This window comes from Maritalea mobilis (assembly GCF_004363175.1).
In the GTDB taxonomy this organism is placed as follows: Bacteria; Pseudomonadota; Alphaproteobacteria; order Rhizobiales; family Devosiaceae; genus Maritalea; species Maritalea mobilis.
On sequence record NZ_SNYR01000002.1, the window covers coordinates 438,326 to 462,459 of the forward strand.

Below are 24,134 nucleotides of genomic sequence, written 5' to 3' on the forward strand. Positions count from 1 at the left end.
CCACACCCGCATGCGGGGGCCTTGATCTGGGAAAACCAGAAAATATGGAGGTTTTCGCTCCAGTTTAGAATGGTTGTAAAAAACGCCCATTTTTCGGCATTTTCTCGCCCTATGTCTTGATTGACTCTTCAGCAAACTTTGCGCAAAACCGACGCAACCGACGGGCCTTAACCCCGGGAAAACAGGAGCGAATTATAAAATGAAAAAAGCACTTCTTCTCGCCACTCTTGGCGCCACAGCTTTCAGCGCCACTAATGTGAGCGCCGATGAGATCAACATCTATAGCTTGCGGCAGCCAGAATTGTTGGCGCCTCTCACCGCTGCTTTTGAAGAAAAGACCGGCATCAAAACCAACGTGTTGTTTGTGAAAGATGGCGTTGTGGATCGCGTGGCATCTGAGGGTGAAAACTCACCAGCTGACGTGGTTATGACGGTTGATATTGGCCGTTTGGACGCCGCTAAAAAAGCTGGCATTTGGCAACCTATCTCTGAAGACATCACTGCTGATGTGCCTGCAAACTTTGTAGATCCAGATGGCGCATGGGTTGCGCTTACTGCACGGGCACGCGTGTTTTATGTGTCTAAAGACCGCGTGGATGCGGAAAACCTATCTTACGCTGATTTGACCAAAGAAGAATGGGCAGGCCGTATCTGCACACGCTCTGGCCAACATTCTTACTCCATCGGTCTTGTGGCCAGCCAAATCGCCAATAATGGCGAAGAAGCCACCAAAGAATGGCTCGAAGGCGTGCGCGACAATCTTGCCCGCAAGCCAACAGGTAATGACCGCGCGCAAGTGCAAGCCATTTATTCAGGCGAGTGTGATCTGGCGATCGGCAACACCTATTATATGGGCAAAATGCTGACCAACGACGCAGAGCCTGAGCAAAAAGAATGGGCAGCTTCTGTGCGTTTGGTGTACCCAGATGCGGAGCAGAGCAAAACCCACGTGAATGTTTCAGGTGTTGTGTTGGCCAAAAACGCGCCGCATGAAGAAGCGGCGAAACAGTTCATCGAATTTTTGCTTTCAGACGAAGCGCAGGCTATCTATGCTGAAACAAACTTCGAATTCCCAATTATGCCAGGTGTTGAAGCTTCTGATCTGGTGCAAAGCTGGGGCGAACTGAAAGCGGATTCCTTGCAACTGGCTGAAATTGCGGATAAACGCGATGAAGCAAGCAAATTGGTGGACGAAGTCAAATTTGACGAAGGTCCGCAAAACTAATGGGGTTGACCTATTAAAGGTATCGACAACCAAAGTTCGAGTTTATTGAAAGGCGCGTTTTCGCGCCTTTCTTTCGTTCAGTTGGTGATCATCTTTTTGATGGCGCTGCCTGTGCTTGCCCTCGCCTTTCTGGCTCTTGGTCGCTTCAGTTTAGAAGGCGGCCTTTTCTCGCGCATGTTGCCTGTTGCGCTCACCGAAACGGGCCTTTTGCTGCTTTTTGTTGGCGTGTTCACCGCCATCGTTGGGCTTTTGAGTGCATGGTTGGTTTCGTCCTTTGAGTTTCCCGGACGCAAATTTTTCCAATGGGCTTTCATTCTGCCCTTGGCCGTTCCCACCTATATTTCTGCCTATGCATGGGTGGAAGTTATGGAATTCACTGGTCCCATTCAAACGGCGATCCGCGCGGCCACCGGGGCCAAAACGATCCGTGAATATTGGTTCCCAGACATTCGCTCGCTCGAAGGCGCTGCGATTGTGATGAGCCTTGTGCTCTATCCATACGTCTATTTGAGCTGTCGCGCCTTCTTCTTGATGCAGTCTGGCGCGTTGGTAGCCGCCAGTCGGGCGCTTGGCGCCAATGCGTGGCGGACTTTTTTTTCGATCATTTTGCCACTCTCCCGCCCAGCCCTGATTGTCGGTGTCACCTTGGCGCTTATGGAAGTGTTGAACGATGTGGGCGCGGTCGAGTTTTTCGGCGTCAATTCCATCACAAAGATTGTGTACACAACTTGGTTAAACCGTTCCAATCTGCCCGGTGCGGCACAATTGGCGCTGACCGCCATTTTATTGATCGGCACTCTAATCTGGCTCGAGCAATATGCCCGCCGTCGCCGTGATTATCTGACCCGGCGCGATTCTCGTGTGCCACCCTCACTTATCAAGCTCAGCTTGCCAGTCGGCCTGCTGGTTACTGCTTTTTGCGCGGGCATTGTGTTTCTTGGGTTTGGCGTTCCGGTATTGGAACTGCTGTCCACCTCCATCAATCGCGTGATGCGCGGCGCGCTGCGTCCTGCCATTTGGCCTGCCTTTATCAACACCATCATGTTGGCCGCTGGCGGCGCATTGTTGTGCGTGTCCATCGGCTATTTCACGGCCCGCAAAATGATCAATCGCGATGGCCGCGGCGGTTGGTCATTCCTCGCCACTTTCGGCTATGCGGTGCCGGGCACCATTTTGGCCATCGGTATTTTGGTGCCGTTGGGCTTTATGGATGGTTTGATCAATGATGGCACGCGCGCTATTTGGGGCGTAACCGTTGGCCTCATCCTTTCGGGGTCGCCTATCGCCATTCTTTATGCTTATACGGTGCGGTTTTTGACCGTTAGCCACAACAATATCGAAGCCGCCATGAAAAAGCGGGGCCTCAACCTGCTTGATGCCAGCCATATTTTAGGCGCGAGCAAGTGGCGCACATTGATTGAAATTGACTTACCGACCTTGCGTCCAGCGCTTGTGGCGGCGATGACTTTGGTGTTCGTGGAATGTATCAAAGAGCTGCCTGCCACCTTGTTGCTGCGCCCGATTGGCTTGGAAACCCTATCAACTTTCGTTTATGCCGAGGCCAGCCTTGAGAACTTTGAAGCGGCGGCTGTGCCCGCGCTATTGATCGTTGCAATCGCCCTTGTTCCGGCGATTTTGGGCGGTCGGCTGCAAGGCAATCATAGCTGATCACCGTTCATCAATTCACCGAACGGTCAAATAATTCTTCTTTTGCTCCCTTTTCATTGCGCCTTGTTCTCCTATAAAAGAGAAAAAAATCATTGGGAGCGAATATCCGTGAAAAATTCTGCGCTTCACCTTGCGGGCTTGATGGCCGCAACCTTGTTTTCTTCAACTGCATTAGCTGATGAACTTCGCCTTGGCATGGTGCTTGAGCCACCTCACCTTGATCCGACAGCGGGTGCTGCTGCGGCGATTGACGAAGTGGTCTATGCCAATTTGTTTGAAGGCCTCACCCGCATTGACCAGAATGGTGCCGTGTTGCCCTCTTTGGCGACCGACTGGAGCATTTCAGACGATGGCACGCGCTACGAGTTTACCCTGAAAGAAGGCGTGACCTTCCATGATGGCACCAGCTTTGATGCGGAAGATGTGAAGTTCAGCCTAGATCGCGCCCGCGCTGAGGACAGCGTGAACGCGCAAAAAGGCATCTTTGCGCCGATTACCAATGTTGAAGTGTTGGCCACCAACAAGATCGCCATCGAAATCGCAAATCCCCAAGGTGATTTTCTGTTCAATCTTGGTCGCGGCGATGCGGTGATTGTTGCGCCGGAAAGCGCTGAGACCAACCAAACTAATCCTGTTGGCACCGGGCCGTTCAAATTTGTGGACTGGCAGCAAGGTTCAAAAGTGATCTTGGAAAAGAACCCGGATTATGTGGGCGATGATGTCTATTTAGACCGCGCCATCTTTACCTTCATTTCAGACCCGAACGCGGCACAGAATGCCATGCTCGCAGGCGAACTTGATGGCTTTGCCAACTTCCCGGCGCCAGAAACATTAGAAATATTTGAAGCTGACCCGCGCTTTAATGTGGTGGTTGGCTCCACTGAAGGTGAGACCATCTTGGCCACCAACAACAAGGCCGAACCGTTCAACGATTTGCGCGTGCGTCAGGCCATTGCCCATGTGATTGATCGTCAAGCGATTATCGATGGCGCGATGTTTGGTTATGGCACGCCAATCGGCACCCATTTCGCACCACACCATCCTTATTATGTGGATTTGCTCAACACTTATCCGCATGATGTGGCGAAAGCAAAAGAGTTGCTGGCGGCCGCGGGTTATGAGAGTGGCTTTAAGGCCACCTTGAAATTGCCACCGCCAACTTATGCGCGTCGCGGCGGCCAGATTTTGGCAGCACAGTTGCGTGAAATCGGCATTGAGCTGGAATTGGTCAATGTGGAATGGGCACAGTGGCTGGAAGATGTGTTCACCAAGAAAGATTATGACCTGACCATTGTCAGCCATGTGGAGCCTTTTGATATCGGGATTTACGCCAATCCTGACTATTATTTCCAATATGACAATGTGGTGTTCCAAGCCCTGATCGAAAAACTCAACATCACCAATGATGAGGATGATCGCAAAGCCCTCGCGGCGGCAGCAGAGACGATTTTGGCTGACGATGCAGTGAATGGCTATTTGTTCCAGCTCGCCAAAACTGGCGTTTGGGATACCCGCCTTTCTGGCATGTGGCCAAACTCACCAGTTGAAGGCAATGATCTGACCCAAGTGAAATGGGCCAACTGATCCCCACCGGATAAGTTGCGCTTGACAAAGCCGGGCAAAATCAGCCCGATACGCCCATGGTTGGCTATTTGATACAAAGATTATTGGGTGTCGCACTGACCTTGCTGGTCGCTGCGGCGCTCATTTTTTTTCTGCTGGATGTGCTGCCCGGTGATCCGGCGCGGTTCATGCTGGGCATCAATGCGTCTGACGAAGCGTTGAATGCCCTGCGCCAACAATTGGGGCTGGACCAGCCTGCATTTGTGCGCTTCGGCCAATGGCTGATGGGGCTATTCACCGGCGATTTAGGGATGAGCGCCAGCCAACGCGCGCCCATCGCCGAACTGATTCTGGAGCGTATGCAGCTTAGCCTGCCGCTGGCCTTTGGGGCGCTCGTACTGTCCACACTGATTGGCCTGCCGCTGGGCATTTTAGCCGCGCAGAATCAGGGCAAAATTGGAGATGCGGGCCTGATGGGTTTGGCGCAGATTGGCATCGCCATCCCCAACTTCTGGTTTGCCATGCTGTTGGTGGTTGTGTTTGCGGTCACGCTCAAATGGCTACCGCCCGGCGGATTTGTGCCTTGGGCTGAAAACCCGGCCGCCGCCTTCCGTGCCTTGATCCTGCCCACCATTGCCCTCGCCTTGCCACAAGCGGCGATTTTGGCGCGGGTGATGCGCACTTCGCTGGTGGATGTGGCGCGGCAGGATTTTATCCGTACTGCCCGCGCCAAGGGTTTGAGCAAAAATCAGGCCCTGTGGCGACATGGGGTGCGCAATGCCCTCTTGCCGGTGATGACCATTATGGGCCTGCAATTCGCCTTTCTGATTGCTGGCACCATCATTGTGGAAAATGTGTTTTACCTGCCCGGTCTTGGCCGGTTGATTTTCACCGCCATTTCCGCCCGCGATCTGTTTGTGGTGCGCAGTGCCTTGCTGGTGCTGGTGGGCTTGGTTGTCATCATCATGTTTCTGGTGGATTTGCTCTATGCGCTGGTGGACCCGCGCTTGAAAAAGCGGGCGGGCAACTGATGCGCATGTTTAAACAATTTGCCAGCAATTTCCGACACCCCAGCTTTGCCATCGGCTTTGTGCTAAGCGCGGTTCTGATCGTGCTGGCCCTCCTGTCGCTGGTGTGGACACCGCACCCCACCGATGGCGTCAACATCGCCGCACGTTTTGGTTCGCCTTCCCTTGAACATTTCTTAGGCACCGACTTTTTCGGGCGGGACATTTTTTCCATGTTAATGGCGGGGGCGCTGACCAGTTTGCGGGTGGCAGTTTTAGCGGTAGGCATAGGCATGGTGGTTGGCGTGCCGCTCGGCCTGTTGGCTGCTGGCCATGGTGGATGGTTGGAGCGATTGATCCTGCGGTTCAACGATTTCGTGTTCGCTTTCCCCGCCATTATCACCGCCATCATCATCACCACGCTTTTTGGCCCCAGCGCCATCAATGCCATGATCGCCATTGGCATTTTCAATATCCCTGTGTTTGCTAGGGTGGCGCGCGGTGGCGCTTTGTCCATTTGGACGCTGGATTATGTGGACGCAGCGCGTTTGTCCGGGCTGAAAGTGTGGCAGATTTCTGTACGGCATGTGTTGCCCAACATTCTGAGCCTGTTGATCGTGCAGGCCACCATCCAATTGTCTTTGGGCATTCTGGCTGAAGCCGGACTTTCTTACATCGGCCTAGGCACCCAACCGCCAGAAACCAGCCTTGGCTTGATGCTGAAAGAGGCGCAAAGCTTCTTTTTGGCCTACCCCATGCAAGCGGTGTGGCCGGGTCTCACCATTATCATCTTTGTGATGGCGCTCAATCTGATGGGCGATGGCTTGCGCGATCAGATGGACCCGAAATTGAGCAAAGCCGGAGGCATCAATGTCGCTGGCTAGTCTTGAAAACCTCTCCATTCGTTTTGGCGATCGGCAGGTATTGTCCAACATCAATCTGCGGATTGAGGCCGGAGCGCGTGTCGGGCTTGTGGGGGAAAGCGGTTCAGGCAAAAGCCTGACTGCCCTCAGCCTGATGAACTTGCTGCCCGAGAGCGCAGAAGCCTCGGGCGTGATCCATTTGAATTTTGGCCAGCATGTTAAAATTGATGCAACGCAGTTGGGCGAGGATTTGCCTTTCCCCTATCGCGGGGCACAGATCGGCATGGTGTTTCAAGAACCCATGACCGCGCTGAACCCGCTGATGCGCATTGGCGATCAGATCGGCGAAGTGCTGGCGCTGCATCGCCCCGATCTCAACACCAAAGCCCATATTGGTCAATTACTAGAAGAAGTGGATTTGCGCGCGGACATGCATCGGCGCTATCCGCATGAACTTTCTGGCGGTCAACGCCAACGGGTCGGGCTGGCAATGGCGCTTGCAGGCGAACCAGAGCTATTGATCGCTGACGAGCCAACCTCAGCCTTAGACATGATCACCCAGCGCGGGGTGATCGATCTGATCAAGCGGATTGCCAGCGCCCGGCAGATGGGCCTGTTGTTTATCAGCCACGATCTCGGCGCCGTGGCCGCGCTGTGCGATCAAATCTATGTGCTGGAAAAAGGCAAATTGGTGGAGCATGGCGACAGCCAAACCATTTTGAAAAATCCGCAACAGCCTTACACGCAGCGTCTTGTGGCTGCGGCAAAGCCAACAAAGCGGCCTGAATTCAGCCGCCCGGCGCAGCGCGAGCCGTTGCTTGAGATTGACGGGCTGACCCGGCAGTTCAGGCAAAAGCGCTATTTCTGGCAATCCCCCGATATCACGACGGCAGTCGATCAGGTCAGTTTCGCGCTGCATAGCGGCGAAACGTTGGGGCTGGTGGGGCCGTCCGGTTGTGGCAAAACTTCGCTGTCGCGCATGGTGGCTGGGCTAGACTCGGCGCAAGGCGGCAGCGTCCAGTTTGACGGGCACCGCTTTGGTCACGGCGTAGGCCCCATTCCAATGGCAGCCCGGCGCGAAATATCCATGGTGTTTCAAGACCCGTTTAGCAGCTTTGACCCGCGCATGCGGATGCAGGATGCTTTACTGGAGCCGTTGCATTTAATGCCGGAGCTGACGACTGCCCAAAAGCAAAAGCGCGTGCATGAGGCTGTTCAACGCGTTGGCTTGTCCATCGACATGTTGAATCGCTATCCGCACGCTTTTTCCGGCGGTCAGCGCCAGCGGTTAGCCATCGCACGCGCCATAGTGCTGAAGCCGAAATTGTTGATTTTGGACGAACCTGTTTCTGCCCTTGATGTATCCATCCGGGGGGACGTGTTGGCCCTGCTGCATGATCTACAGGAAAAGTTTGGCATGGCCTATTTGTTCATCAGCCACGATTTGGACGTGGTCCGTGCGGTCACGGATCGAGTGATGGTGATGGATCACGGCAAAATCGTTGAGCATGGCAAGGTCGAGGACGTGTTTGATCATCCACAAGCGGAGATCACGAAAAAGCTGCTCGATGCGCGGCTCACCATCTAGGGCTTGCCTAAAATATTCGCTGGGATAGTCTTAAGTTCCTACCTTCTATTTTTCAGGCTCCCTATGTCTTCACTTTCCAAATTCTCCGCCGATCATTTATCGCACCATGCCAATAGGTTGGTTGCCTCCCCTGCGCACTTCCAACGTCACTGCAATGCGGTGTTTGATCAGGAAGGCTTTGCCAAGGCCTATGAAACCATCAAAGCTTGGCCAAACTATGCGCCAACGCCACTGGTTGAACTGGCTGGGCTGGCGAGCGCGATTGGTGTTGAGCACATTCTCTATAAGGATGAAGGTACCCGCTTTGGATTGGGCAGCTTTAAAGCGCTGGGCGGCGCGTATGCTGTGTCGCGTTTGGTGGAGAAGCTGGGCAGCAACCAAATCACTGTCGCCAGTGCCACCGATGGCAATCATGGACGATCCGTTGCGTGGGGCGCAAAGAATGTGGGTGCGCAGGCGGTGATCTATATCCACAAAGAAGTCAGCAAGGGCCGCGAAGCGGCGTTAAAGGCGCTGGGCGCCCGCGTGGTACGCATTGATGGGAATTATGACGACAGTGTGCGGGCCTGCGCCGAAGATGCTACTGCCAATGGCTGGCATGTTGTGTCAGACACATCATGGCCGGGCTATCAGGAAATGCCCAAATTGGTGATGGATGGCTATAGCGTTATGGCGCATGAGGCCATTGACCAGAGCCCCCTTCCCCCAACGCACATTTTTCTGCAAGGCGGCGTTGGTGGTTTGGCGGCGGCAGTGATCGCGCGATATGTCGCTGAATATGGCGCAAACGCACCGCGCTTTATTGTGGTGGAGCCTGCCTTTGCCCCCTGCTTGTACGAAAGCGCCAAAGCCGGGCGGCCGCGCACGGTGAGTGTCGAACATGAAACGCTGATGGCGGGTCTTTCTTGTGGGGAAGTATCTGAACTTGCCTGGCCAATTTTGCAACATTGCGTGGCGGATTTCATCACCATGGCTGATCCGCTTGTGGCCCCGGCCATGCAATTGCTGGCGCAAAGTCCGTTTGGCGACAAAGCCATCACCGCCGGCGAATCTGCTGTGGCTGGCATTGCCGCCCTGCTGGCATGTGCGCAAGATCAGAACCTGCGAGATGCCTTGGACTTGTCTCAAACTTCCCGTGTGATGCTGATCGGCACGGAAGGCGCAACAGATCCGGAAATCTATGCGCAACTGATCAATCAAGCCAGTTAGCGAACATTGTTCAAATAACTGGAACAGTTTGCCGCAAAGTTCGGTCTCTTTTTGTCTTTTCAGTTTGGTATAACGCGCCCATGGACAAAGAAATTATCATTCCCGACGATTCGACCCGCCCCAAGGCGCCTGATTTTGGCCCGCTTTCTGAGCATGAAAAGCAGCCTATGCGGCATCTGCGCGCCATTCATGAGCATCATCGCCGCAATATGCGCATGATGCGCACTCTGCTTGAGGGCGTGCGCACGGGCGACACCAGTGCCTCTGAATTTCATGCGCAGATTAAAGATAATCCGATTTTCCAAAATTATCAGATTTTCGGCAATTTGTGCGGCCAACACTGCCAGATGGTCAATGGCCATCACCAGATCGAAGATATGCATATGTTCCCTGCATTAGAGGGACGCATGGCGGCGCTTGATAAGGTGGTGAAGCGGTTGCGTGAGGAGCATGAAGTAGTTCATGCGCTGCTGGTGCAATTGTCGGATGAGGCCGCAAAGCTGATTGATGATCCGAGCGATGAACAGTTTGAACGCACCGTTGAGGCACATGAAAAGCTGGAAAAACTGCTGCTGTCGCACTTCGGCTATGAAGAGGACGAGGTTGGCCCCGCCCTCGGCCATTATAATTTGATGGTTTAGAGCGGCGTTTTATCCCGCCCGCACCACTTGCCCATCTTCTTTGGTGAACGCGCCTGCCAATGGCGTGTTCAGCAAGGTCAACACCACTTCGGACGGGCGACATAAGGCAGCGCCCTTATCTGTCACCACGATGGGTCGATTGATCAAAATCGGATGCATCATCATCGCATCGATCAATTGATCTTCGGTCAATGTTTGATCGGCAAGGCCCAACTCGTCAAATGGCGTGCCCTTTTGGCGCAGCAATTCCCGAGCTGAGATTTTCATCTGCACCAACAACATTTCCAGCTCTTCCCGGGTGGGCGGGGTTTCCAGATAATGGATAATGGTTGGTTCTTCACCCGAGCGGCGGATCATTTCCAGCACATTGCGTGAGGTGCCACAATTGGGATTGTGATAGATCGTAACAGTCATGTGTGCCTCCTTATGCTGACACCAGCTAAGGCTTGCATGAACAGATGACAGCTACACGACAATCAGCGATGATTTTTCCGGCTATGCAGGCTCGGTTTTCCGATCTGCGTCACCCGTCGGTCCAACAAGGCGGGAAGTTTGATCCTCAACAAAATTGCCACCTGCTTTTTTAGCAAAATATTTGCGCCAGCCTTCGGCCATTGCTTCAATCGCGGCGAGTTGGGCGGCTGTTTCCGCAGATAGATTTTTGTCAAACCGCGCGGCAATCACTTTGGCCAACGGCCAATCTTCATGCAAACGCTCAACCAAGCGCAACTCATCGCCCATGGCCACAGTGCCGGGTGTGAGCACGCGATAATACCAGCCTGTTCGGCCCGATTTTTGCAATTCCAGCGCCATCATTTTGAAGTCCGTATGCATATTCAATTTCCAGCAGGGCTGCCGACCTTGGTTGATCTGCACACGTGCGGTGCCCAATTGGAAAATATCGCCAATGCATACAAGTTCTTCGTTTAAGCCAGAGGTTGAGATGTTCTCACCAAATGCGCCGGGCGTGAAATCAAAAGGCGTTTCAAAACCTTGCGCGCGCTAAAACTCATAATGTTCAGCCGGATAATGGTGCACCGCTTTTTCGGGCCCGCCATGCACTTTCTTGTCCGCCTGCTCATCAGTTGTGAACCCTGTTTTCGTAAGCTCTAACGGCGCGTCCACCTGCTTTTTGCTGATGGCGCTGGGCGGCTTGCCTTCCCATCTTTGTTGAGGTTTGCCCACGAAGAGACCGGAGATTTTTGACGTGAGTTGCATTTAGAAATCCTTACGCGGCGCGGCTATGTTCATGGCAAATTTGGGTTGTTTGGTGCGGTTCCAAATCCACTTTCAGCAAAGCACAATAGGCTTTGCCATCTGCCTGTTTATGATGATGTTTACAGCTATTGCACATGCCAAATGTGCGGTTTCCCCGCATTTCCAATGTTGTGGTGAGTAGGTTGCGCAATCCTTCAGAAAGGGGACGCAGTTCCTCGGCACCCATTTGGGCCACTGCTTTGGCAATCGAGGTTTCCACATCCAGCGCTTGATCATGCCCCGCACATAAATCATAGCGGATGGATCGCCGATCTGCGTCAGACCGTACTTCCTTGATCAAGCCTTTGCGCACCAATGCCTTTAGCGTTTGCGACACGGTGCCCCGCGTGGTGCCAAGATAGTCGGCAACATGCGAAGGCGCGCGCGAAAAACGATTGGCCCGCGCCAAATATTTTAGCGCCGCCAGCTGGGTGGGGTTCAAATCATTGGTCCATTGTTCAGCCTGCGTAAGCCGCCCAATGCGTTCCAACATTTCCAAAATCGATTTTTGTTCAGATTCGCTCATAGGCAATTAATAGCGAGTCAAAATTACTATTGCAATAGTTTCGACTCGCTATTAAAAGAGCCTCTCCACAACAGGAGAAGCGAAAATGAAAAACATCATTCTAGGAACTGTCCTTTTAACCAGCCTTGCAGGTGCTGCCTTGGCAGACGGGAACCATGCGAAAGATATGCAAGACGCGGTGACCTCGCCACAAAATGCACAGATCAACGCAAGTTTTGACCTTTTGGCCGCGCATGCCCATCGCAATAGGCAAGTGGTAACCTTTCACCTCAGCACTGTAGGTAATGCGGGCAAAGAAAGTCCCGAGGCAACAGGTGAGTTGGGTGGCGCAGGTGTTTATGCCTATGTGTGGCCCACCTCACTTGATCCTTCGGCGGTTGGTTTTGAAGGCGAAACGGGCATCTTGGCGTTGGCCGCAACGGTACATCCCGATTTTGATGACACGCCGCTTTACGATGAAAATAATGATGGCAAATTAGATAATGACGGTGATCTGTGGCACTCCCATTGGGTGGTGCTCACCCCTACGCCGAGCTGTGGCGAAGGCGCGTTGGCTGTGCGTGACATTCCAGAGGGCACGTCACCCAAACTGCCTAAAACTTGGCCCGGATTGCCGATCTTTATCGACAGCCCAGGCTATAGCCCACAATTTGAGGCAACAGAAGTTCGCGTAACCGTGCCCTTTGATCAAGAGGTTGATTTAAGTGGCGTCAATTATGACGGGGTGACAGCCGCCCTGAAAGTCAACGCTAACATTCATGCGCCGCTCTTGTGCGTGACAGATGTTTTTGACGTTGCTTCTGGTGATTTATCCCTGCCCGGCAACCTCAAATAAAAAGAACCCGGCTAAGCCGGGCTCAAAGTTCGCTCACAAGGCGAGCGGGGAGGATCAGTAAATCGGTTGGCCTTTTTCATCAAAGCGATGAACATAATCAGGCCGGGTTTTGATGTGAACTGTTTCGCCAAAACCAAGTGGTGCGTTGCCATCGCGGCGCACCACAAGTGGTTCTTCTTCACCGATATTGATGTAGATATAAGTGTCTGCGCCAAGCACTTCTGTGTGCATCACGGTGCCGCTGAAATCGCCGTTAGCGGCAACAATATCCAAATGTTCGGCACGCACGCCAACCGTATGGGCGTTAAATGGCTTGGCCTGGTCGCCTTTAATGAAGTTCATTTTCGGCGAGCCGATAAACCCGGCCACGAATAGGCTATTGGGCTTTTCATAAAGCTCCATTGGCGTGCCCACTTGTTGCACCACACCATCTTTCAGCACCACAATCCGATCCGCCATGGTCATGGCTTCCACTTGGTCGTGAGTCACATAGATCATGGTGGTGTTGGGTAGGCTGTTTTTCAGCCCGGCAATTTCCATGCGCATCTGCACCCGCAAGGCCGCATCAAGGTTGGACAATGGCTCATCAAACAGAAACACCTTCGGATCACGCACAATGGCACGGCCAATGGCCACGCGCTGGCGTTGACCGCCTGAAAGTTGCTTGGGCAGGCGATCAAGATATTCGGTGAGTTGCAGTTTAGCCGCTGCTGATTCCACCTTCTCTTTGATTTCCGCCTTTGGCAGTTTCAAAAGCTTCAGTGAATAGGCCATGTTGTTGAACACATTCATATGCGGATAAAGCGCATAGGATTGGAACACCATGGCGATGCCCCGCTTGGAGGGCGCAACATCATTGACCACACGGCCATCAATTTTCAGCTCGCCGGTGCTGATGGTTTCTAGGCCGGAAATGGTGCGCAACAATGTGGATTTGCCACAGCCAGACGGCCCAACAAACACGATGAACTCACCGGTTTTGATGTCGAGATTGATATCTTTTAAAACATGAACTGGCCCATAGGATTTATTCAAATCCGAAATGGTAATATCAGCCATGGTCCCCTCCTCCCAAAGGTTTAACCTTTAACTCCAATATAGGCGCCAAGCGGCGGCAATTTCAGTCCGGTTTCGGTGCGCTCGGCGGTATGTGGCCAATCACTATCTTGCACCTTGCTCATGTCGACCGCAAACTCTGCTGGCGCATCTGACATGTTGAACACACAAATCAGGCGCTCATTTTCGTCGGAACGTTCGAAATAGAGCACTTGCTCACTCGCTTCCAAATGTTCAATCGCGCCAGTTTTCAATGCACTATGTTGCTGGCGGAAGCGCAAAAAGTCTCGATAATGCTGAAGCGTGCCGCCATCATCTTGCTGATCAACGGCCAACTCCGCGTGCGCACGAGGCACGGGCAGCCAAGTTTTATTGGCAACGCTAAAGCCGGCATTCGGCCCATCTTTTTGCCACACCATCGGTGTGCGACAGCCATCGCGGCCCTTAAAGTTTGGCCAAAATTCAATGCCATAAGGGTCGACCAAATCTTCAAAGGCGATGTCTGCTTCTGGCAGGGCCAATTCTTCACCCTGATAAACGCAAACAGATCCGCGCAATGACAGCAGCAGCGTAGCGCTTAGTTGCGCCAATGTTTGCGCGTTGCGGCCTTTTTCAGCCCAGCGCGACACATGGCGCACTACATCGTGGTTTGAAAAAGCCCAGCATGGCCAGCCATCGGTTACAATATCTTCCAGCTCTTTGATCCGCGCTGCAAAATAAGGTGCTTTAAACTCACCACCCAAAAAGTCGAACGTATAGGCCATATGCAGCTTATTGCCGCCAGAAGTATATTCCGCCATCAGCTCCAATTGACGTTGTGCATCGCCGATCTCGCCGACTGTGGTGATGTGATCATATTCATCCAGCACCGCGCGCAGATCGATCAAAAAGTTTACATTTTCAGGCTGGCTTTTGTCGAACTGGTGGTTCTGCCAATTGTAGGGATTAACCGCGGGCGCAATGGTTGCGTTAATTTGGTCTTTCGGCAAAGCCGGATTGTCGCGCAATGATTTGTCATGCACGTAGAAATTGACCGTATCCAAGCGGAAGCCATCTACGCCGCGATCCAGCCAAAAGCGTACTTCGCTCAGCAGCGCCTTGCGCACATCTGGATTGTGGAAGTTCAAATCTGGTTGTGATGCCAAGAAATTATGCAAATAATATTGGCAGCGACGCGGGTCCCAAGTCCAGGCGGAACCGCCGAAGATAGACAGCCAATTGTTGGGCGGCGAGCCATCTGGCTTCGCATCTGCCCACACATACCAGTCCGCCTTTTCGTTGGTTTTGTCTTGGCGGCTTTGCTCAAACCAATCGTGCAAATCTGATGTGTGGCTGATCACCTGATCGATCATCACTTTCAAGCCCAAGCGGTGGGCTTTGTCCAGCAATTGGTCAAAATCTGCCAAGGTGCCAAATGTTGGATCAACATCACGATAATTGGACACGTCATAACCGAAGTCTTTCATCGGTGAGGTGAAGAAGGGCGAAAGCCAAATGGCATCAACGCCCAAATCTGCCACATAATCCAACCGATCTGTGATACCGCGCAAATCGCCTACCCCATCGCCGCTCGCATCTTGAAACGAGCGTGGATAAATCTGATAGATCACCGCGCCGCGCCACCAATCTTTCTGTTTTTGCCACTTTTGGTTGGCATTATCTTGCAAGGCGAAAGAACTCGTCATCAAATACCCGTTTATCTTTGCATCTCAATTTTGCTTCACGCGACAGAACTTGACCCATTCATTTTGCGCAAAACTGTTGGTATTTCTTTTTCCAAAACGTTTTGGTAGACTATTTTTAACGGGTTAATATTGCCCTCGTCAACCGGATTGTTGAAAGTTCGGTCGGGAAAATTACGGATTGAAGGCTCCCCTGAGCCGGAAAGCGGAAACCGATGCAAGATGAAACACCGTTAGGACGGGAAAGAGAACAGGTTACGATTAAAGATCTATCGGCCGCTTTGGGCCTTTCGATCACCACCATCTCACGCGCATTGAACGGTTATTCAGATGTGAGCACCAAAACACGCGAGCGGGTGCAACAGACCGCGCGCGAAATGGGCTACACCCCAAACCGCAATGCCCAACGCTTGGTTACGCAAAAATCTCACTCAATCGGCTGGATCAAGGGCGATGGCTCACAGCATTTTGTTGACCCCCACTTTGTGGAAGTGTTTGCAGGCGTGCTGCGTGAGGTGAAAAACTACGATTATGATGTGGTGTTTGCCTCCGGCGCTGAGCAAGAAATCATCTCGCTTTATGAGCGCTATGTGAAAGACCAGAGCGTAGACGGCTTTATTGTGGAGCTGCCACAACCCAATGATAAACGCATCGATTTTCTGCTGAGCACCGATATTCCATTTGTGGTGCATGGGCGCGAAAATAAATCGGACCGATATTCTTGGGTGGATATCGACAATTTTGGCCTGTTTGAAACGCTCACGCGGGTGATGGCAGGCGCGGGCCACAAAAAGATTGCCTTTATCAACGGTGATGAGCATTATTCATTTGCACTTGAACGTAAATTGGGCGCGCAGGCTGCACTTGCTGATATGAATTTGCCGCCGGAAAGCTTGAAAGTTTTTAACGCAGTGCACCCGATGGTTCATGCGGGTTTTCAGCTCACACAGAAGGCTTTGGAAGATCCTGAAATCACCGCAATCCTTTATTCATCAGCCGTTATGGCTGTAGAAGGGCAAGCAGCAATTGAAAATTCCCACCGCACCATTGGCGAAGATTTGGAAATCGCCACCATGGACGATGAGCTGCGCCATGTGGATTTGAGCCCACTTGAGGGCCGCATTAGTTTTGCCCGCGCACCGTTGAATGACAGTGGCCACGCGCTGGTGCGCCAATTGATGAAACGGGTTCAGGGAAAGAGCGGGCCAAGTGGAGAATTGATCCCCGGCCGGTTTAAGCTGCGCCCCAATTTGCCAGCCCATTTGGTGCCGGAGCAATTTGAGGTGGAGTAAGCCGCTAAGATTTAAGTAGAATACCACCTAAACCTTTTCCAAACCCTCCGTTCAGAAAACGTTCAGGCGCATTTTGCTTTTCTCTCAAGCAAGGTTACTGTCATTGCTGGCAGCTTTGGAATTGGGAGAGAGAAAATGACCTTTAAACAACTAACCGTTGCAGCCGGTTTTGCTGCTACCACTTTTATTTTATCCACCTCAGCCGCTTTCGCCACTTCGGCGCAAGCCACCACAGCACTCAATGTGCGCACTGGTCCGGGCACATCTTTCGGCGTTGTTGACACGCTGACACCGGGCGAAAATGTTGATGTGAATGAATGCGCGGAAAATGGCTGGTGCTATATTGAGCATGAAGGCCCAGATGGCTGGGTAAGCTCTAACTATCTTGAACCTGTTGGCAGCGGCGGCGGTGGCGGCTCTTCAGGCGAAGATTGCAGCTTTTCCTTCAATATTGGTTCTGGCGGTCCAAGCTTGAGCATAAATTGCGGTGAAGGCGGTGGCGGTTCACCGACACCAACGCCGACACCTGATCCAGAGCCCGCCCCACCATCAGGCAATGTGGCTTGTTTCTACACGGGTCCAAACTTTACAGGCAATGAATTCTGTCATGGCCCTGCGGTGCTGAACACTTTGGATGGCACATTTAACGACAATATCGCCTCTGTGAAGCTCTATGGCAGTGCAAAAGCACGCTTGTGCCGGAACGCAAATTTGGGTGGTGTGTGTAAAAATTTCACCAGCAGCCAATCTACCTTGCCGGTGACCATTCGCAACAAAGCGTCTTCAATCCGCATTTTCACTGGCTTTATTCCAGTGCCATTGCCAACCCCAACACCGGTTACACCTGTGACCCATTCAACAGGTCCGATCAATTTGAAGTCTAGCTTCATGGCGAATTTGGACAATGGTAATGTGGGCAGTGCTGGCGCTGATATTTGGTACCATGCGGTGAACCCGGTTGAGAAATATATCGAACCACGCAATGGCGCAAAACTAGCGCTTGGCGACAAGTCAAACCGTGGCTATGCCGGTTGTAAAGCTGAAAGCTTCAGCAGCAATCCGATTTCAATCTGGGCCATGCCTGTTGGTTCTTATGTCTGCGTAAAAACCAATAAGGGTCGCATTTCACAGTTCCGTCTGAACGGTTATTCGGGCACCACCATGAAACTGGGTTACACAACCTGGGCCAACTAAATCTAATCTGACCCCTCCATTCTCACCTGCCCGGCCTTTGGCCGGGCTTTTTTATGCTTTTTCGACGCGATGTGATGCGGAAATATTGCCAAGTGCAACCCGCGCGAACCCAATGTGCGCTTGCATTTGGCGGGATATAAGCCATTATTGGCTGAACCGCTGGTTCTTGGCGGTTTGCCTTCCTTTTAAGATCAGTTTGATCTGCTTCAATTTCTAGGTTCATCATGAATATCCGACTTCTCGCCATTTTGGCTGGATTGAGCACCATCGGTATCTATGCGCTGCAATTTGTGGGCGCACGGTTCAGCCTCACCACGCAAGGTGAGTTGGCACGTCTAACTTCGACCGACCTTACGATTTTGCGGATCATTGCCTCGGGCTTGTTCTTTTTACCCTTTTTGCGACGGCGGCATGTGCGCTCATTCCTCAATTTGGGCTGGAAGCGGATTGCTCTACTCACCTGCTTAGCCGGAGCGCCCTATCCGTTTTTGATCAATATCGGATTAGACTTCACTCCGGCAGCACATGCGGCGGCCATCTTGCCCTCATCAGTTGTGCTATTTTCAGCCATATTGGGATGGCTCGCATTCAAAACGCCAATTTCTCGCTACAGCAGCATCAGCCTCATGCTGATTGGCGGCGGCATGGCACTGTTTGTTTGCTATGATTTGATCTTTGACCCATGGGCGTTGCCCGGCGACATGATCCTGTTTGCCGTCGGTGCTGGCTTTGCCTATTTCAGCCTGACGGTGCGCGAGTTACAAATTGATCCCCTTGCGGTGACCGCAGGTATTATTTGGTGTTCTTGGCCGCTTATGGTGCCCATGTTTGTGGCCATGCCCAGCAATCTGTTTGTGGCCGCCCCTGCTGAGATTATCTCGCAGGCCATCATTCAGGGCATATTATCTGGCGCGATTGCTTTGTTTTTGACAACATTTGCCGCCCGTCATTTGGGCTCGCAAACCGCCTCTTTGTTTTTGGTCGGCATTCCCATCGCCACAGCGATTTTGGGTGCGATGGCTTTGGGCGAGTTGCCGATCATGTTGGAAATTGTTGCCCTTGGCCTTATGGCGATTGGCATTGGTTTGCCCGCCTCGCGCTTTGTGTGGCACCAATATAAAACGGCCCAGCGCTGAGCGCCGGGCCGTCTACTCTTCCCAGAGTTGTTTGATTTAGCCGCCTTTGACTGACCCCGCCAACAAGCCGCGCACGAAATAGCGTTGCAACGCGAAGAAAACGACAAGCGGCACGATGATCGAGATAAAGGCACCAGAGGTGAGAATTTCCCAATTGTCACCACGTGAACCAATCAGTTCGCGCAAGCGTCCGGTCAGCACCAATTGACGATCATTATTGCCCAGGAACACGGTGGCCACCAGCAAGTCATTCCACACCCAAAGGAACTGGAAGATGGCGAATGACGCCAGCGCCGGGAAAGACAGAGGCAGCACCATGGTGGTGAAAATATGGAAGTGAGACGCGCCATCCATGCGCGCGCTTTCCATAATCTCTTTTGGCAAGCTGGCCATATAATTGCGCAGCAAATAGATCGCCAGCGGCAAGCCAAATCCGGTGTGCGCCAGCCAAATGCCGAGATAGGATTTACTCTCCGCACCAAACAGCGGCATCACGCCATTATAGAGCCGCAGGATCGGGATTAGCGACATTTGCAGCGGCACGACCAACAGGCCAACCACCACAGCCACCAGCACGCCGCGCCCCGGAAACTGCATCCATGCCAATGCATAAGCAGCGAAGGCGGCGATAAGAATGGGGATAATGGTAGCAGGAATGGTCACCGTGAAAGAGTTGATGAATGAACGGCCAATGCCTTCGCTTTCCAACACTTCTTCATAGTTTTCTAGTGTGAAGCGCGGCGGCGTTGCTGCCACATAAAGTACACGTTGGCCACGATTGGTGTCGAACTGCTCTTCAGACACCCAGCGATAGCTGCCATCTGCATTTACAGTCAGCGCCGTGCCATCGCGCAAGGTGATTGTGTCGCCCGCTTTATTGTCGCCAAAAGTGTTGTTGGTGACGCCAAAGAACTGGATTTGCCGGCCAGCGGCATCGCCATCGAACAAATCGCCAGCGATCACGAACTGTCCATTTTCCTGCACCTGCATGTCTGCTGCGCCGGTGCGGGCTTGGTCGGTGCGTTCCGTTGTGGTCAGTGCAGACCACCAGCCCGAAACGGACAATTGATCTTTGTCGCGCACTGATGAAACCAGCAGCCCCAATGTTGGCAAGGTCCAAAGCACCACCAAAACAAGAAGGATAATGTGGGTGAAAATACGTGACATATCCATGCGCATTAGCGTGTCCCCTCTTCTTGATTGGCTTGGCGGATGTTCCAGATCATGATCGGCAACACCGCAATCATGATCACCAATGCGATGGTGGAGGAGCGGCCAAAGTCGACCCCGCGCACCATCCAGTCAAACATCAAATTGGCCAGCACTTGCGTGTCCCATTGGCCGTTGGTCATGGCCAACACAATGTCGAACACTTTCAGCACAAGGATGGTGATGGTGGTCCACACCACTAAGATCGTTGGGAAAATTTGCGGCACCATGATGTTGAAGAAAATCTGCACATCATTCGCGCCATCGATACGGGCCGCCTCTAGCGTTTCCTCTGGAATGCCGCGCAAGGCCGCAGATAAGATCACCATGGCAAACCCGGTTTGAATCCACACCAAAATCGCCATCAGGAAAAAATTGTTCCAGAACGGAATTTGAATCCATACTTGCGGCTCAAAGCCCAATCCTTGGATCACAGCATTCAGGATACCGATCTGCTCACTGTCGCCGCTACGATAATCATAAACAAATTTCCAGATCACCGATGCGCCGATGAACGAAATGGCCATGGGCATAAAGATCAGGCTTTTGGCGATGTTGCCCCACCATAATTTGTCAGCCATTACTGCAATCACAAGGCCGAAGGCGGTGGCGCAGGACGGCACAACGATCAACCAGAGCAAATTGTTGAACACGGATTGCTGGAAGTTTGGATCGCCCAGCGCCCACAAGAAGTTCGAAAAGCCAACAAATTCAGTGCCTGCCGCATCGAAAAAGCTGAGCCAGAGTGTAGCGAACACCGGATAAATCAAATAGAGGGAGAGAAAAAACAAGGCTGGTGCCAAGAACACCCAAGGCCGGATTGCCGCTCGGCGGCTTTCATGGGCAACGGACGCATTGGCGCCGCCCAACAATCGATCTAGAACCCAGTTGGTTCCCCAAAAGTAGATAACGCAAGCTGCAACACCCAAGATCACAGTTTGGGTTGCGCTTAAAATTTGCGCGATCATTTTGCCCCTCCCTCACTAGCAAAACGAAAATGAAAGAAGACGCTGCATTAAAGCAGCGCCTTCCCAATCAGATCAAGGTTACTTGATCGCATCCCAGCTTGCCTGGATTTCTGCAGCAACTTCTTCTGCTGGTTTGCCGCCGGCATAGTCCACCATACCGGTCCAGAAGGAGCCGGCACCGACAGCACCCGGCATCAGGTCAGACCCATCAAACCGGAAAGTGGTTGCATTGAGCAAGATTTCGCCCTGACCACGCAATGTGTCATTGGCGTATTTGGAGGTATCAACGCCTTTGTGCGGAGTGAGGAAGCCCGCACGTGCCATCCAAATTTCGTGCGCTTCGGTTGATTTCAAATAATCAATCAAAGCCCGTGCACCTTTTGAATCATTGGTGATGCCGAACAAGGTGCCTGCACCAAGAACTGGCTTGCCCAAATCTTTGCTTTCAAAGGCAGGGAAGTAGAAGAAGTCCGCATCGGTGCCCAATTCTGTACCTTCAGGGAAGAAGGATGGAATGAATGAGGCCTGACGGTGCATGTAGCACTTAGGCGGCACTTCAAACAGGCCTTTCGGGCTGTCGCGGAAATCAGTGGCTGAAACGGCTGCAGCGCCGCCATCTACCCAATCATCATTGCGGGCAAATGTACCGAATGTTTCGATGGCTTCCACCACGCGTGGATCATCAAACGGAATTTCGTTGGCCACCCACTGGTCATAAACTTCTGGCGATTGGGTGCGGAGCATAATGTCTTCCACCCAGTCGGTTGCTGGCCAGCCTGTTGCGCCGCCTGAACCAAGGCCAATGCACCATGGTGTGCCGCCATCAGCAACAATTTGCTCTGAAAGGGCAAGCAGATCTTCCATGGTTTCAGGCACGTCATAGCCCATATCCGCAAAGTTATCAGGCGAATACCAAACAAGGCTCTTCACATCCACTTTGTAGAAAAAGCCATAATGGTTTTTGTTGCCATCTGGGCCAGCATAGCTGCCAAGGTCTACCCATGATTGGCCAGCAGCATAATTTTCTTTCACCCATTCAGTGGTGTCCGCATCAAGTGGTGCCAAGCCCCCTTTTGATGCCAAATCAGCAGCAAGGCCAGGTTGTGGGAACACAGCAACGTTTGGCGCAGAACCGGCTTGAACATCAATCACGATTTGCTGTTCAAAGCTGTCAGAGCCTGAATATTCAACAGTGGCGCCTGTTTTTTCTGCAAACGGCGCTAGCACAGCTTCAATATGCTCTTTGTCAACGCCCAACCATGGGCCAAAAACGGTAATGGTTTCGCCAGACAAATCCATTGAATGATTGTCTGCCAACACTGCGCTGCCCATGCCAAGGCTAAGTGCAAGTGCGGAAACCCCTGAAATCAAAATTCTTTGCATGCATTCCTCCCAATCGGTGCATCAAAATAATGTTTTGCTTTGAGCCAGTTTGCCAGGATCAGAAATGATCACCCACCAATCTGTTTTCATCTTGCCTTCCGAAACGTCACTTCCAAAACGTTTTGGAAACTAGACAAAATGAAGCTCAAAAAGCCTGCCTTATTAAGTTTACACAAAAGTGACAGGTTGCCAAGTAGTGAAATTCCGGAGGAAAATAATAAAATTAAACATTATTTTTCAATGGTTTAAATTATTATTTCAATAAATGCGCCCCTATTGTCAAAATTTATGAAACAAGCTCACAGCGAAAATTCGGGGTCAAATTTTACGTCTGAAGGCTGCAAATCAATTGCCCTCAATTTTGCTCAATTTGCGCAGTCTATGGCCGCAGACAATCGACTCATTTATGCTGCCATTTTCACCCTTTGTTTCAAAAGTTCTGGCTGATTTTCATGCAATGGTCTCCCCAACAAGAAGAAGCGCTGCGCGCGGTCGAAAAATGGCTTGCCGATAAAGATGCGCCACAGATTTTTCGTCTTTTTGGCTGGGCCGGCACCGGCAAATCCACCCTCGCCGTTCATCTGGCTGAGGGGGTTGATAAGGTCGTTTATGCCGCCTTCACGGGTAAGGCTGCCATGGTGATGCGCCGCCGCGGCTGCACCGATGCCAGCACCATCCATTCGCTGATTTATCGCTATGTGGACAGCAAGGATGATGACATTCAAGGCGGTGACCCTGAGTTTAAACTCAACCGCGATAGCGAAGTGAAAAAGGCCGATCTGGTGGTGATTGATGAGGTCTCCATGGTCGGCGAAGGGTTGGCGCGTGACCTGATGTCATTTGGCAAGAAAATTCTGGTTTTGGGCGATCCGTTCCAACTTCCGCCCATCCACGACACCGGCTTTTTCACCGATGCTGAGCCAGATATTATGCTCACCGAGATTCACCGTCAGGCCGCGGACAACCCGATCATTCAGCTCTCCATGGCCATCCGTAATGGCGATGCGCTAACACAGGGTGTTTACGGCGACAGCAAGGTGATTTCTCGACGCGATGTGGACCGCGATGAGGTGTTGGCGGCGGACCAAATATTGTGTGGCACCAATGCCACCCGCCTCACCTATAATGACCGCGTGCGCGCGTTAAAAAATCTGCCCGCTCAAATCCCCGTGGTTGGCGACAAGCTGATCTGCCTGCGCAACAATCATCAGAAAAAGCTGCTCAACGGCCAACTTTGGCGCATTGAAGAGATGGTGGAAAAGAAAAAGGGCGTCATCAAAATGGAGCTTTCGCCCGACGACGCAGGCGACCGCCGCACAAGGGCAAAGATCAAGACCCACGAAAAATTCTTTGAGGGCCGTGAGGACGAATTGAGCTGGGGCGAAAAGCGCGAGCTAGATCATTTCTATTTCGGCTACGCCCTCACCGTGCACAAAGCCCAGGGCAGCCAATGGGATAATGTCTATCTGTTCGACGAAAGCTACGCCTTCCGCGAAGACCGCGCCCGGCATCTTTATACGGCAATTACTCGGGCAGCGGAGCGGATTACGATTGTACGGTAAGTGGGCTATTTCGGTGCATTTTATGGGAAGCAACTTTAGGCGTTGGTTTAAATCTCAACAGCTTCAGTATGTTGATGGCGCAATTGGACCCCAAGATCAAGTCTTGGGGTGACGTGGTGTGTGGTGCTGAAGCGTTGCGACTAAGGTAGTTTCGGCTTGTGCATACATCTGCTAAAGGCGCACCCGTCCCCCCATCGTCATTGCAAGACTTGATCTTGCAATCCATTTGAGGACAACGGTTCGGCACCTAGCGCGAGGCATCACAAGCGG

The 24,134-nt window shown here is 52.3% G+C and carries 22 protein-coding genes and 1 pseudogene; 13 read left to right on the forward strand and 10 right to left on the reverse strand.

Annotation, left to right across the window (positions count from 1 at the left end; translation table 11 throughout):
- Positions 1 to 199: 199 nt before the first annotated feature.
- The 8 genes from ATL17_RS09950 (at position 200) to ATL17_RS09985 (ending at position 9,764) form a co-directional block, all read left to right on the forward strand.
- Positions 200 to 1,225, forward strand: a complete 1,026-nt coding sequence (locus ATL17_RS09950; protein WP_133572651.1) for an extracellular solute-binding protein — start codon at positions 200 to 202, stop codon at positions 1,223 to 1,225.
- Between the two features lie 45 nt (positions 1,226 to 1,270).
- Positions 1,271 to 2,893 carry an ABC transporter permease gene (locus ATL17_RS09955; RefSeq protein WP_133572652.1) on the forward strand — a complete coding sequence of 541 codons (1,623 nt, stop codon included), beginning with the start codon at positions 1,271 to 1,273 and terminating at the stop codon, positions 2,891 to 2,893.
- Between the two features lie 102 nt (positions 2,894 to 2,995).
- A complete protein-coding gene (locus ATL17_RS09960) occupies positions 2,996 to 4,477 on the forward strand; it encodes an ABC transporter substrate-binding protein (RefSeq protein ID WP_425462428.1) in 1,482 nt (493 codons plus the stop codon).
- Between the two features lie 56 nt (positions 4,478 to 4,533).
- The gene (locus ATL17_RS09965) at positions 4,534 to 5,487 is read left to right on the forward strand and encodes an ABC transporter permease (RefSeq protein ID WP_133572653.1); all 954 of its coding nucleotides are present in this window, start codon (positions 4,534 to 4,536) and stop codon (positions 5,485 to 5,487) included.
- Entirely contained in the window at positions 5,487 to 6,347 is an 861-nt protein-coding gene (locus ATL17_RS09970; RefSeq protein ID WP_208111180.1) for an ABC transporter permease, read from the forward strand. The genes ATL17_RS09965 and ATL17_RS09970 overlap by 1 nt, the downstream gene beginning before the upstream one ends.
- Positions 6,334 to 7,914, forward strand: coding sequence for a dipeptide ABC transporter ATP-binding protein (locus tag ATL17_RS09975; RefSeq protein WP_133572654.1), 1,581 nt, complete (start codon positions 6,334 to 6,336; stop codon positions 7,912 to 7,914). Before ATL17_RS09970 ends, ATL17_RS09975 begins: the two co-directional genes overlap by 14 nt.
- A gap of 63 nt (positions 7,915 to 7,977) precedes the next feature.
- Positions 7,978 to 9,123, forward strand: a complete 1,146-nt coding sequence (locus ATL17_RS09980) for a diaminopropionate ammonia-lyase (protein ID WP_133572655.1) — start codon at positions 7,978 to 7,980, stop codon at positions 9,121 to 9,123.
- A gap of 80 nt (positions 9,124 to 9,203) precedes the next feature.
- Positions 9,204 to 9,764 carry a hemerythrin domain-containing protein gene (locus ATL17_RS09985; protein ID WP_166638992.1) on the forward strand — a complete coding sequence of 187 codons (561 nt, stop codon included), beginning with the start codon at positions 9,204 to 9,206 and terminating at the stop codon, positions 9,762 to 9,764.
- A 9-nt stretch (positions 9,765 to 9,773) separates the two neighbouring features.
- On the opposite strand, the gene arsC is transcribed toward ATL17_RS09985, so the two are convergent.
- From arsC to ATL17_RS10000, 5 genes and pseudogenes are all read right to left on the reverse strand, one after another.
- Positions 9,774 to 10,178 (reverse strand): arsenate reductase (glutaredoxin), encoded by a 405-nt coding sequence (arsC, locus tag ATL17_RS09990; protein WP_133572657.1) that lies wholly within the window; start codon positions 10,176 to 10,178, stop codon positions 9,774 to 9,776.
- An 81-nt stretch (positions 10,179 to 10,259) separates the two neighbouring features.
- Entirely contained in the window at positions 10,260 to 10,505 is a 246-nt protein-coding gene (locus tag ATL17_RS17165) for a 3-alpha domain-containing protein (RefSeq protein ID WP_281275889.1), read from the reverse strand.
- Positions 10,503 to 10,727 (reverse strand): annotated as a pseudogene (locus tag ATL17_RS17170) (MOSC domain-containing protein); the annotation flags it as partial. The pseudogene ATL17_RS17170 and the gene ATL17_RS17165, both read right to left, overlap by 3 nt.
- A 39-nt stretch (positions 10,728 to 10,766) precedes the next feature.
- Positions 10,767 to 10,982 (reverse strand): MOSC domain-containing protein, encoded by a 216-nt coding sequence (locus ATL17_RS17075; RefSeq protein WP_208111182.1) that lies wholly within the window; start codon positions 10,980 to 10,982, stop codon positions 10,767 to 10,769.
- Between the two features lie 10 nt (positions 10,983 to 10,992).
- Complete coding sequence (locus ATL17_RS10000; protein WP_133572658.1) at positions 10,993 to 11,547, reverse strand: MarR family winged helix-turn-helix transcriptional regulator; 555 nt, start codon at positions 11,545 to 11,547, stop codon at positions 10,993 to 10,995.
- Between the two features lie 85 nt (positions 11,548 to 11,632).
- On the opposite strand from ATL17_RS10000, the gene ATL17_RS10005 reads away from it, so the two are divergent.
- A complete protein-coding gene (locus ATL17_RS10005) occupies positions 11,633 to 12,382 on the forward strand; it encodes a hypothetical protein (RefSeq protein WP_133572659.1) in 750 nt (249 codons plus the stop codon).
- 54 nt (positions 12,383 to 12,436) lie between these two features.
- On the opposite strand, the gene ATL17_RS10010 is transcribed toward ATL17_RS10005, so the two are convergent.
- A complete protein-coding gene (locus ATL17_RS10010; RefSeq protein ID WP_133572660.1) occupies positions 12,437 to 13,441 on the reverse strand; it encodes an ABC transporter ATP-binding protein in 1,005 nt (334 codons plus the stop codon).
- Positions 13,442 to 13,461: 20 nt separating this feature from the next.
- Entirely contained in the window at positions 13,462 to 15,123 is a 1,662-nt protein-coding gene (bglA, locus tag ATL17_RS10015; RefSeq protein WP_133572661.1) for a beta-galactosidase BglA, read from the reverse strand.
- A gap of 212 nt (positions 15,124 to 15,335) precedes the next feature.
- Here bglA and ATL17_RS10020 point away from each other — a divergent pair, with 212 nt between their 5' ends.
- The 3 genes from ATL17_RS10020 to ATL17_RS10030 all read left to right on the forward strand — a co-directional run bounded on the left by ATL17_RS10020 (position 15,336) and on the right by ATL17_RS10030 (position 18,742).
- Positions 15,336 to 16,412 carry a LacI family DNA-binding transcriptional regulator gene (locus ATL17_RS10020; protein ID WP_133572662.1) on the forward strand — a complete coding sequence of 359 codons (1,077 nt, stop codon included), beginning with the start codon at positions 15,336 to 15,338 and terminating at the stop codon, positions 16,410 to 16,412.
- Between the two features lie 135 nt (positions 16,413 to 16,547).
- Positions 16,548 to 17,606 carry an SH3 domain-containing protein gene (locus ATL17_RS10025; RefSeq protein ID WP_133572663.1) on the forward strand — a complete coding sequence of 353 codons (1,059 nt, stop codon included), beginning with the start codon at positions 16,548 to 16,550 and terminating at the stop codon, positions 17,604 to 17,606.
- 224 nt (positions 17,607 to 17,830) lie between these two features.
- Complete coding sequence (locus ATL17_RS10030) at positions 17,831 to 18,742, forward strand: DMT family transporter (RefSeq protein WP_133572664.1); 912 nt, start codon at positions 17,831 to 17,833, stop codon at positions 18,740 to 18,742.
- Between the two features lie 36 nt (positions 18,743 to 18,778).
- Here ATL17_RS10030 and ATL17_RS10035 read toward each other — a convergent pair whose 3' ends face one another.
- From ATL17_RS10035 to ATL17_RS10045, 3 genes are all read right to left on the reverse strand, one after another.
- The gene (locus ATL17_RS10035) at positions 18,779 to 19,921 is read right to left on the reverse strand and encodes a carbohydrate ABC transporter permease (RefSeq protein WP_133572665.1); all 1,143 of its coding nucleotides are present in this window, start codon (positions 19,919 to 19,921) and stop codon (positions 18,779 to 18,781) included.
- On the reverse strand, positions 19,921 to 20,919 hold the full coding sequence (locus ATL17_RS10040; RefSeq protein WP_133572666.1) for a carbohydrate ABC transporter permease: 999 nt from the start codon (positions 20,917 to 20,919) through the stop codon (positions 19,921 to 19,923). The genes ATL17_RS10035 and ATL17_RS10040 overlap by 1 nt, the downstream gene beginning before the upstream one ends.
- Before the next feature lie 78 nt (positions 20,920 to 20,997).
- Positions 20,998 to 22,302 (reverse strand): ABC transporter substrate-binding protein, encoded by a 1,305-nt coding sequence (locus tag ATL17_RS10045; protein ID WP_133572667.1) that lies wholly within the window; start codon positions 22,300 to 22,302, stop codon positions 20,998 to 21,000.
- A gap of 452 nt (positions 22,303 to 22,754) precedes the next feature.
- Here ATL17_RS10045 and ATL17_RS10050 point away from each other — a divergent pair, with 452 nt between their 5' ends.
- Positions 22,755 to 23,864 carry an ATP-dependent DNA helicase gene (locus ATL17_RS10050; RefSeq protein ID WP_133572668.1) on the forward strand — a complete coding sequence of 370 codons (1,110 nt, stop codon included), beginning with the start codon at positions 22,755 to 22,757 and terminating at the stop codon, positions 23,862 to 23,864.
- The last annotated feature ends 270 nt before the right edge of the window (positions 23,865 to 24,134 follow it).

Coding starts and splice junctions, on each gene's coding strand:
- ATL17_RS10030 (WP_133572664.1), top strand. CDS start 17,831: ATGAATATCCGACTTCTCGCCATTTTGGCTGGATTGAGCACCATCGGT.
- ATL17_RS09950 (WP_133572651.1), top strand. CDS start 200: ATGAAAAAAGCACTTCTTCTCGCCACTCTTGGCGCCACAGCTTTCAGC.
- ATL17_RS10020 (WP_133572662.1), top strand. CDS start 15,336: ATGCAAGATGAAACACCGTTAGGACGGGAAAGAGAACAGGTTACGATT.
- ATL17_RS09970 (WP_208111180.1), top strand. CDS start 5,487: ATGCGCATGTTTAAACAATTTGCCAGCAATTTCCGACACCCCAGCTTT.
- ATL17_RS17165 (WP_281275889.1), bottom strand. CDS start 10,505: ATGGGCGATGAGTTGCGCTTGGTTGAGCGTTTGCATGAAGATTGGCCG.
- ATL17_RS10045 (WP_133572667.1), bottom strand. CDS start 22,302: ATGCAAAGAATTTTGATTTCAGGGGTTTCCGCACTTGCACTTAGCCTT.
- ATL17_RS10035 (WP_133572665.1), bottom strand. CDS start 19,921: ATGCGCATGGATATGTCACGTATTTTCACCCACATTATCCTTCTTGTT.
- ATL17_RS17075 (WP_208111182.1), bottom strand. CDS start 10,982: ATGCAACTCACGTCAAAAATCTCCGGTCTCTTCGTGGGCAAACCTCAA.
- arsC (WP_133572657.1), bottom strand. CDS start 10,178: ATGACTGTTACGATCTATCACAATCCCAATTGTGGCACCTCACGCAAT.
- ATL17_RS09975 (WP_133572654.1), top strand. CDS start 6,334: ATGTCGCTGGCTAGTCTTGAAAACCTCTCCATTCGTTTTGGCGATCGG.
- ATL17_RS09985 (WP_166638992.1), top strand. CDS start 9,204: ATGGACAAAGAAATTATCATTCCCGACGATTCGACCCGCCCCAAGGCG.
- ATL17_RS10040 (WP_133572666.1), bottom strand. CDS start 20,919: ATGATCGCGCAAATTTTAAGCGCAACCCAAACTGTGATCTTGGGTGTT.
- ATL17_RS10010 (WP_133572660.1), bottom strand. CDS start 13,441: ATGGCTGATATTACCATTTCGGATTTGAATAAATCCTATGGGCCAGTT.
- ATL17_RS09980 (WP_133572655.1), top strand. CDS start 7,978: ATGTCTTCACTTTCCAAATTCTCCGCCGATCATTTATCGCACCATGCC.
- ATL17_RS10005 (WP_133572659.1), top strand. CDS start 11,633: ATGAAAAACATCATTCTAGGAACTGTCCTTTTAACCAGCCTTGCAGGT.
- ATL17_RS09965 (WP_133572653.1), top strand. CDS start 4,534: ATGGTTGGCTATTTGATACAAAGATTATTGGGTGTCGCACTGACCTTG.
- ATL17_RS10000 (WP_133572658.1), bottom strand. CDS start 11,547: ATGAGCGAATCTGAACAAAAATCGATTTTGGAAATGTTGGAACGCATT.
- bglA (WP_133572661.1), bottom strand. CDS start 15,123: ATGACGAGTTCTTTCGCCTTGCAAGATAATGCCAACCAAAAGTGGCAA.
- ATL17_RS10050 (WP_133572668.1), top strand. CDS start 22,755: ATGCAATGGTCTCCCCAACAAGAAGAAGCGCTGCGCGCGGTCGAAAAA.
- ATL17_RS10025 (WP_133572663.1), top strand. CDS start 16,548: ATGACCTTTAAACAACTAACCGTTGCAGCCGGTTTTGCTGCTACCACT.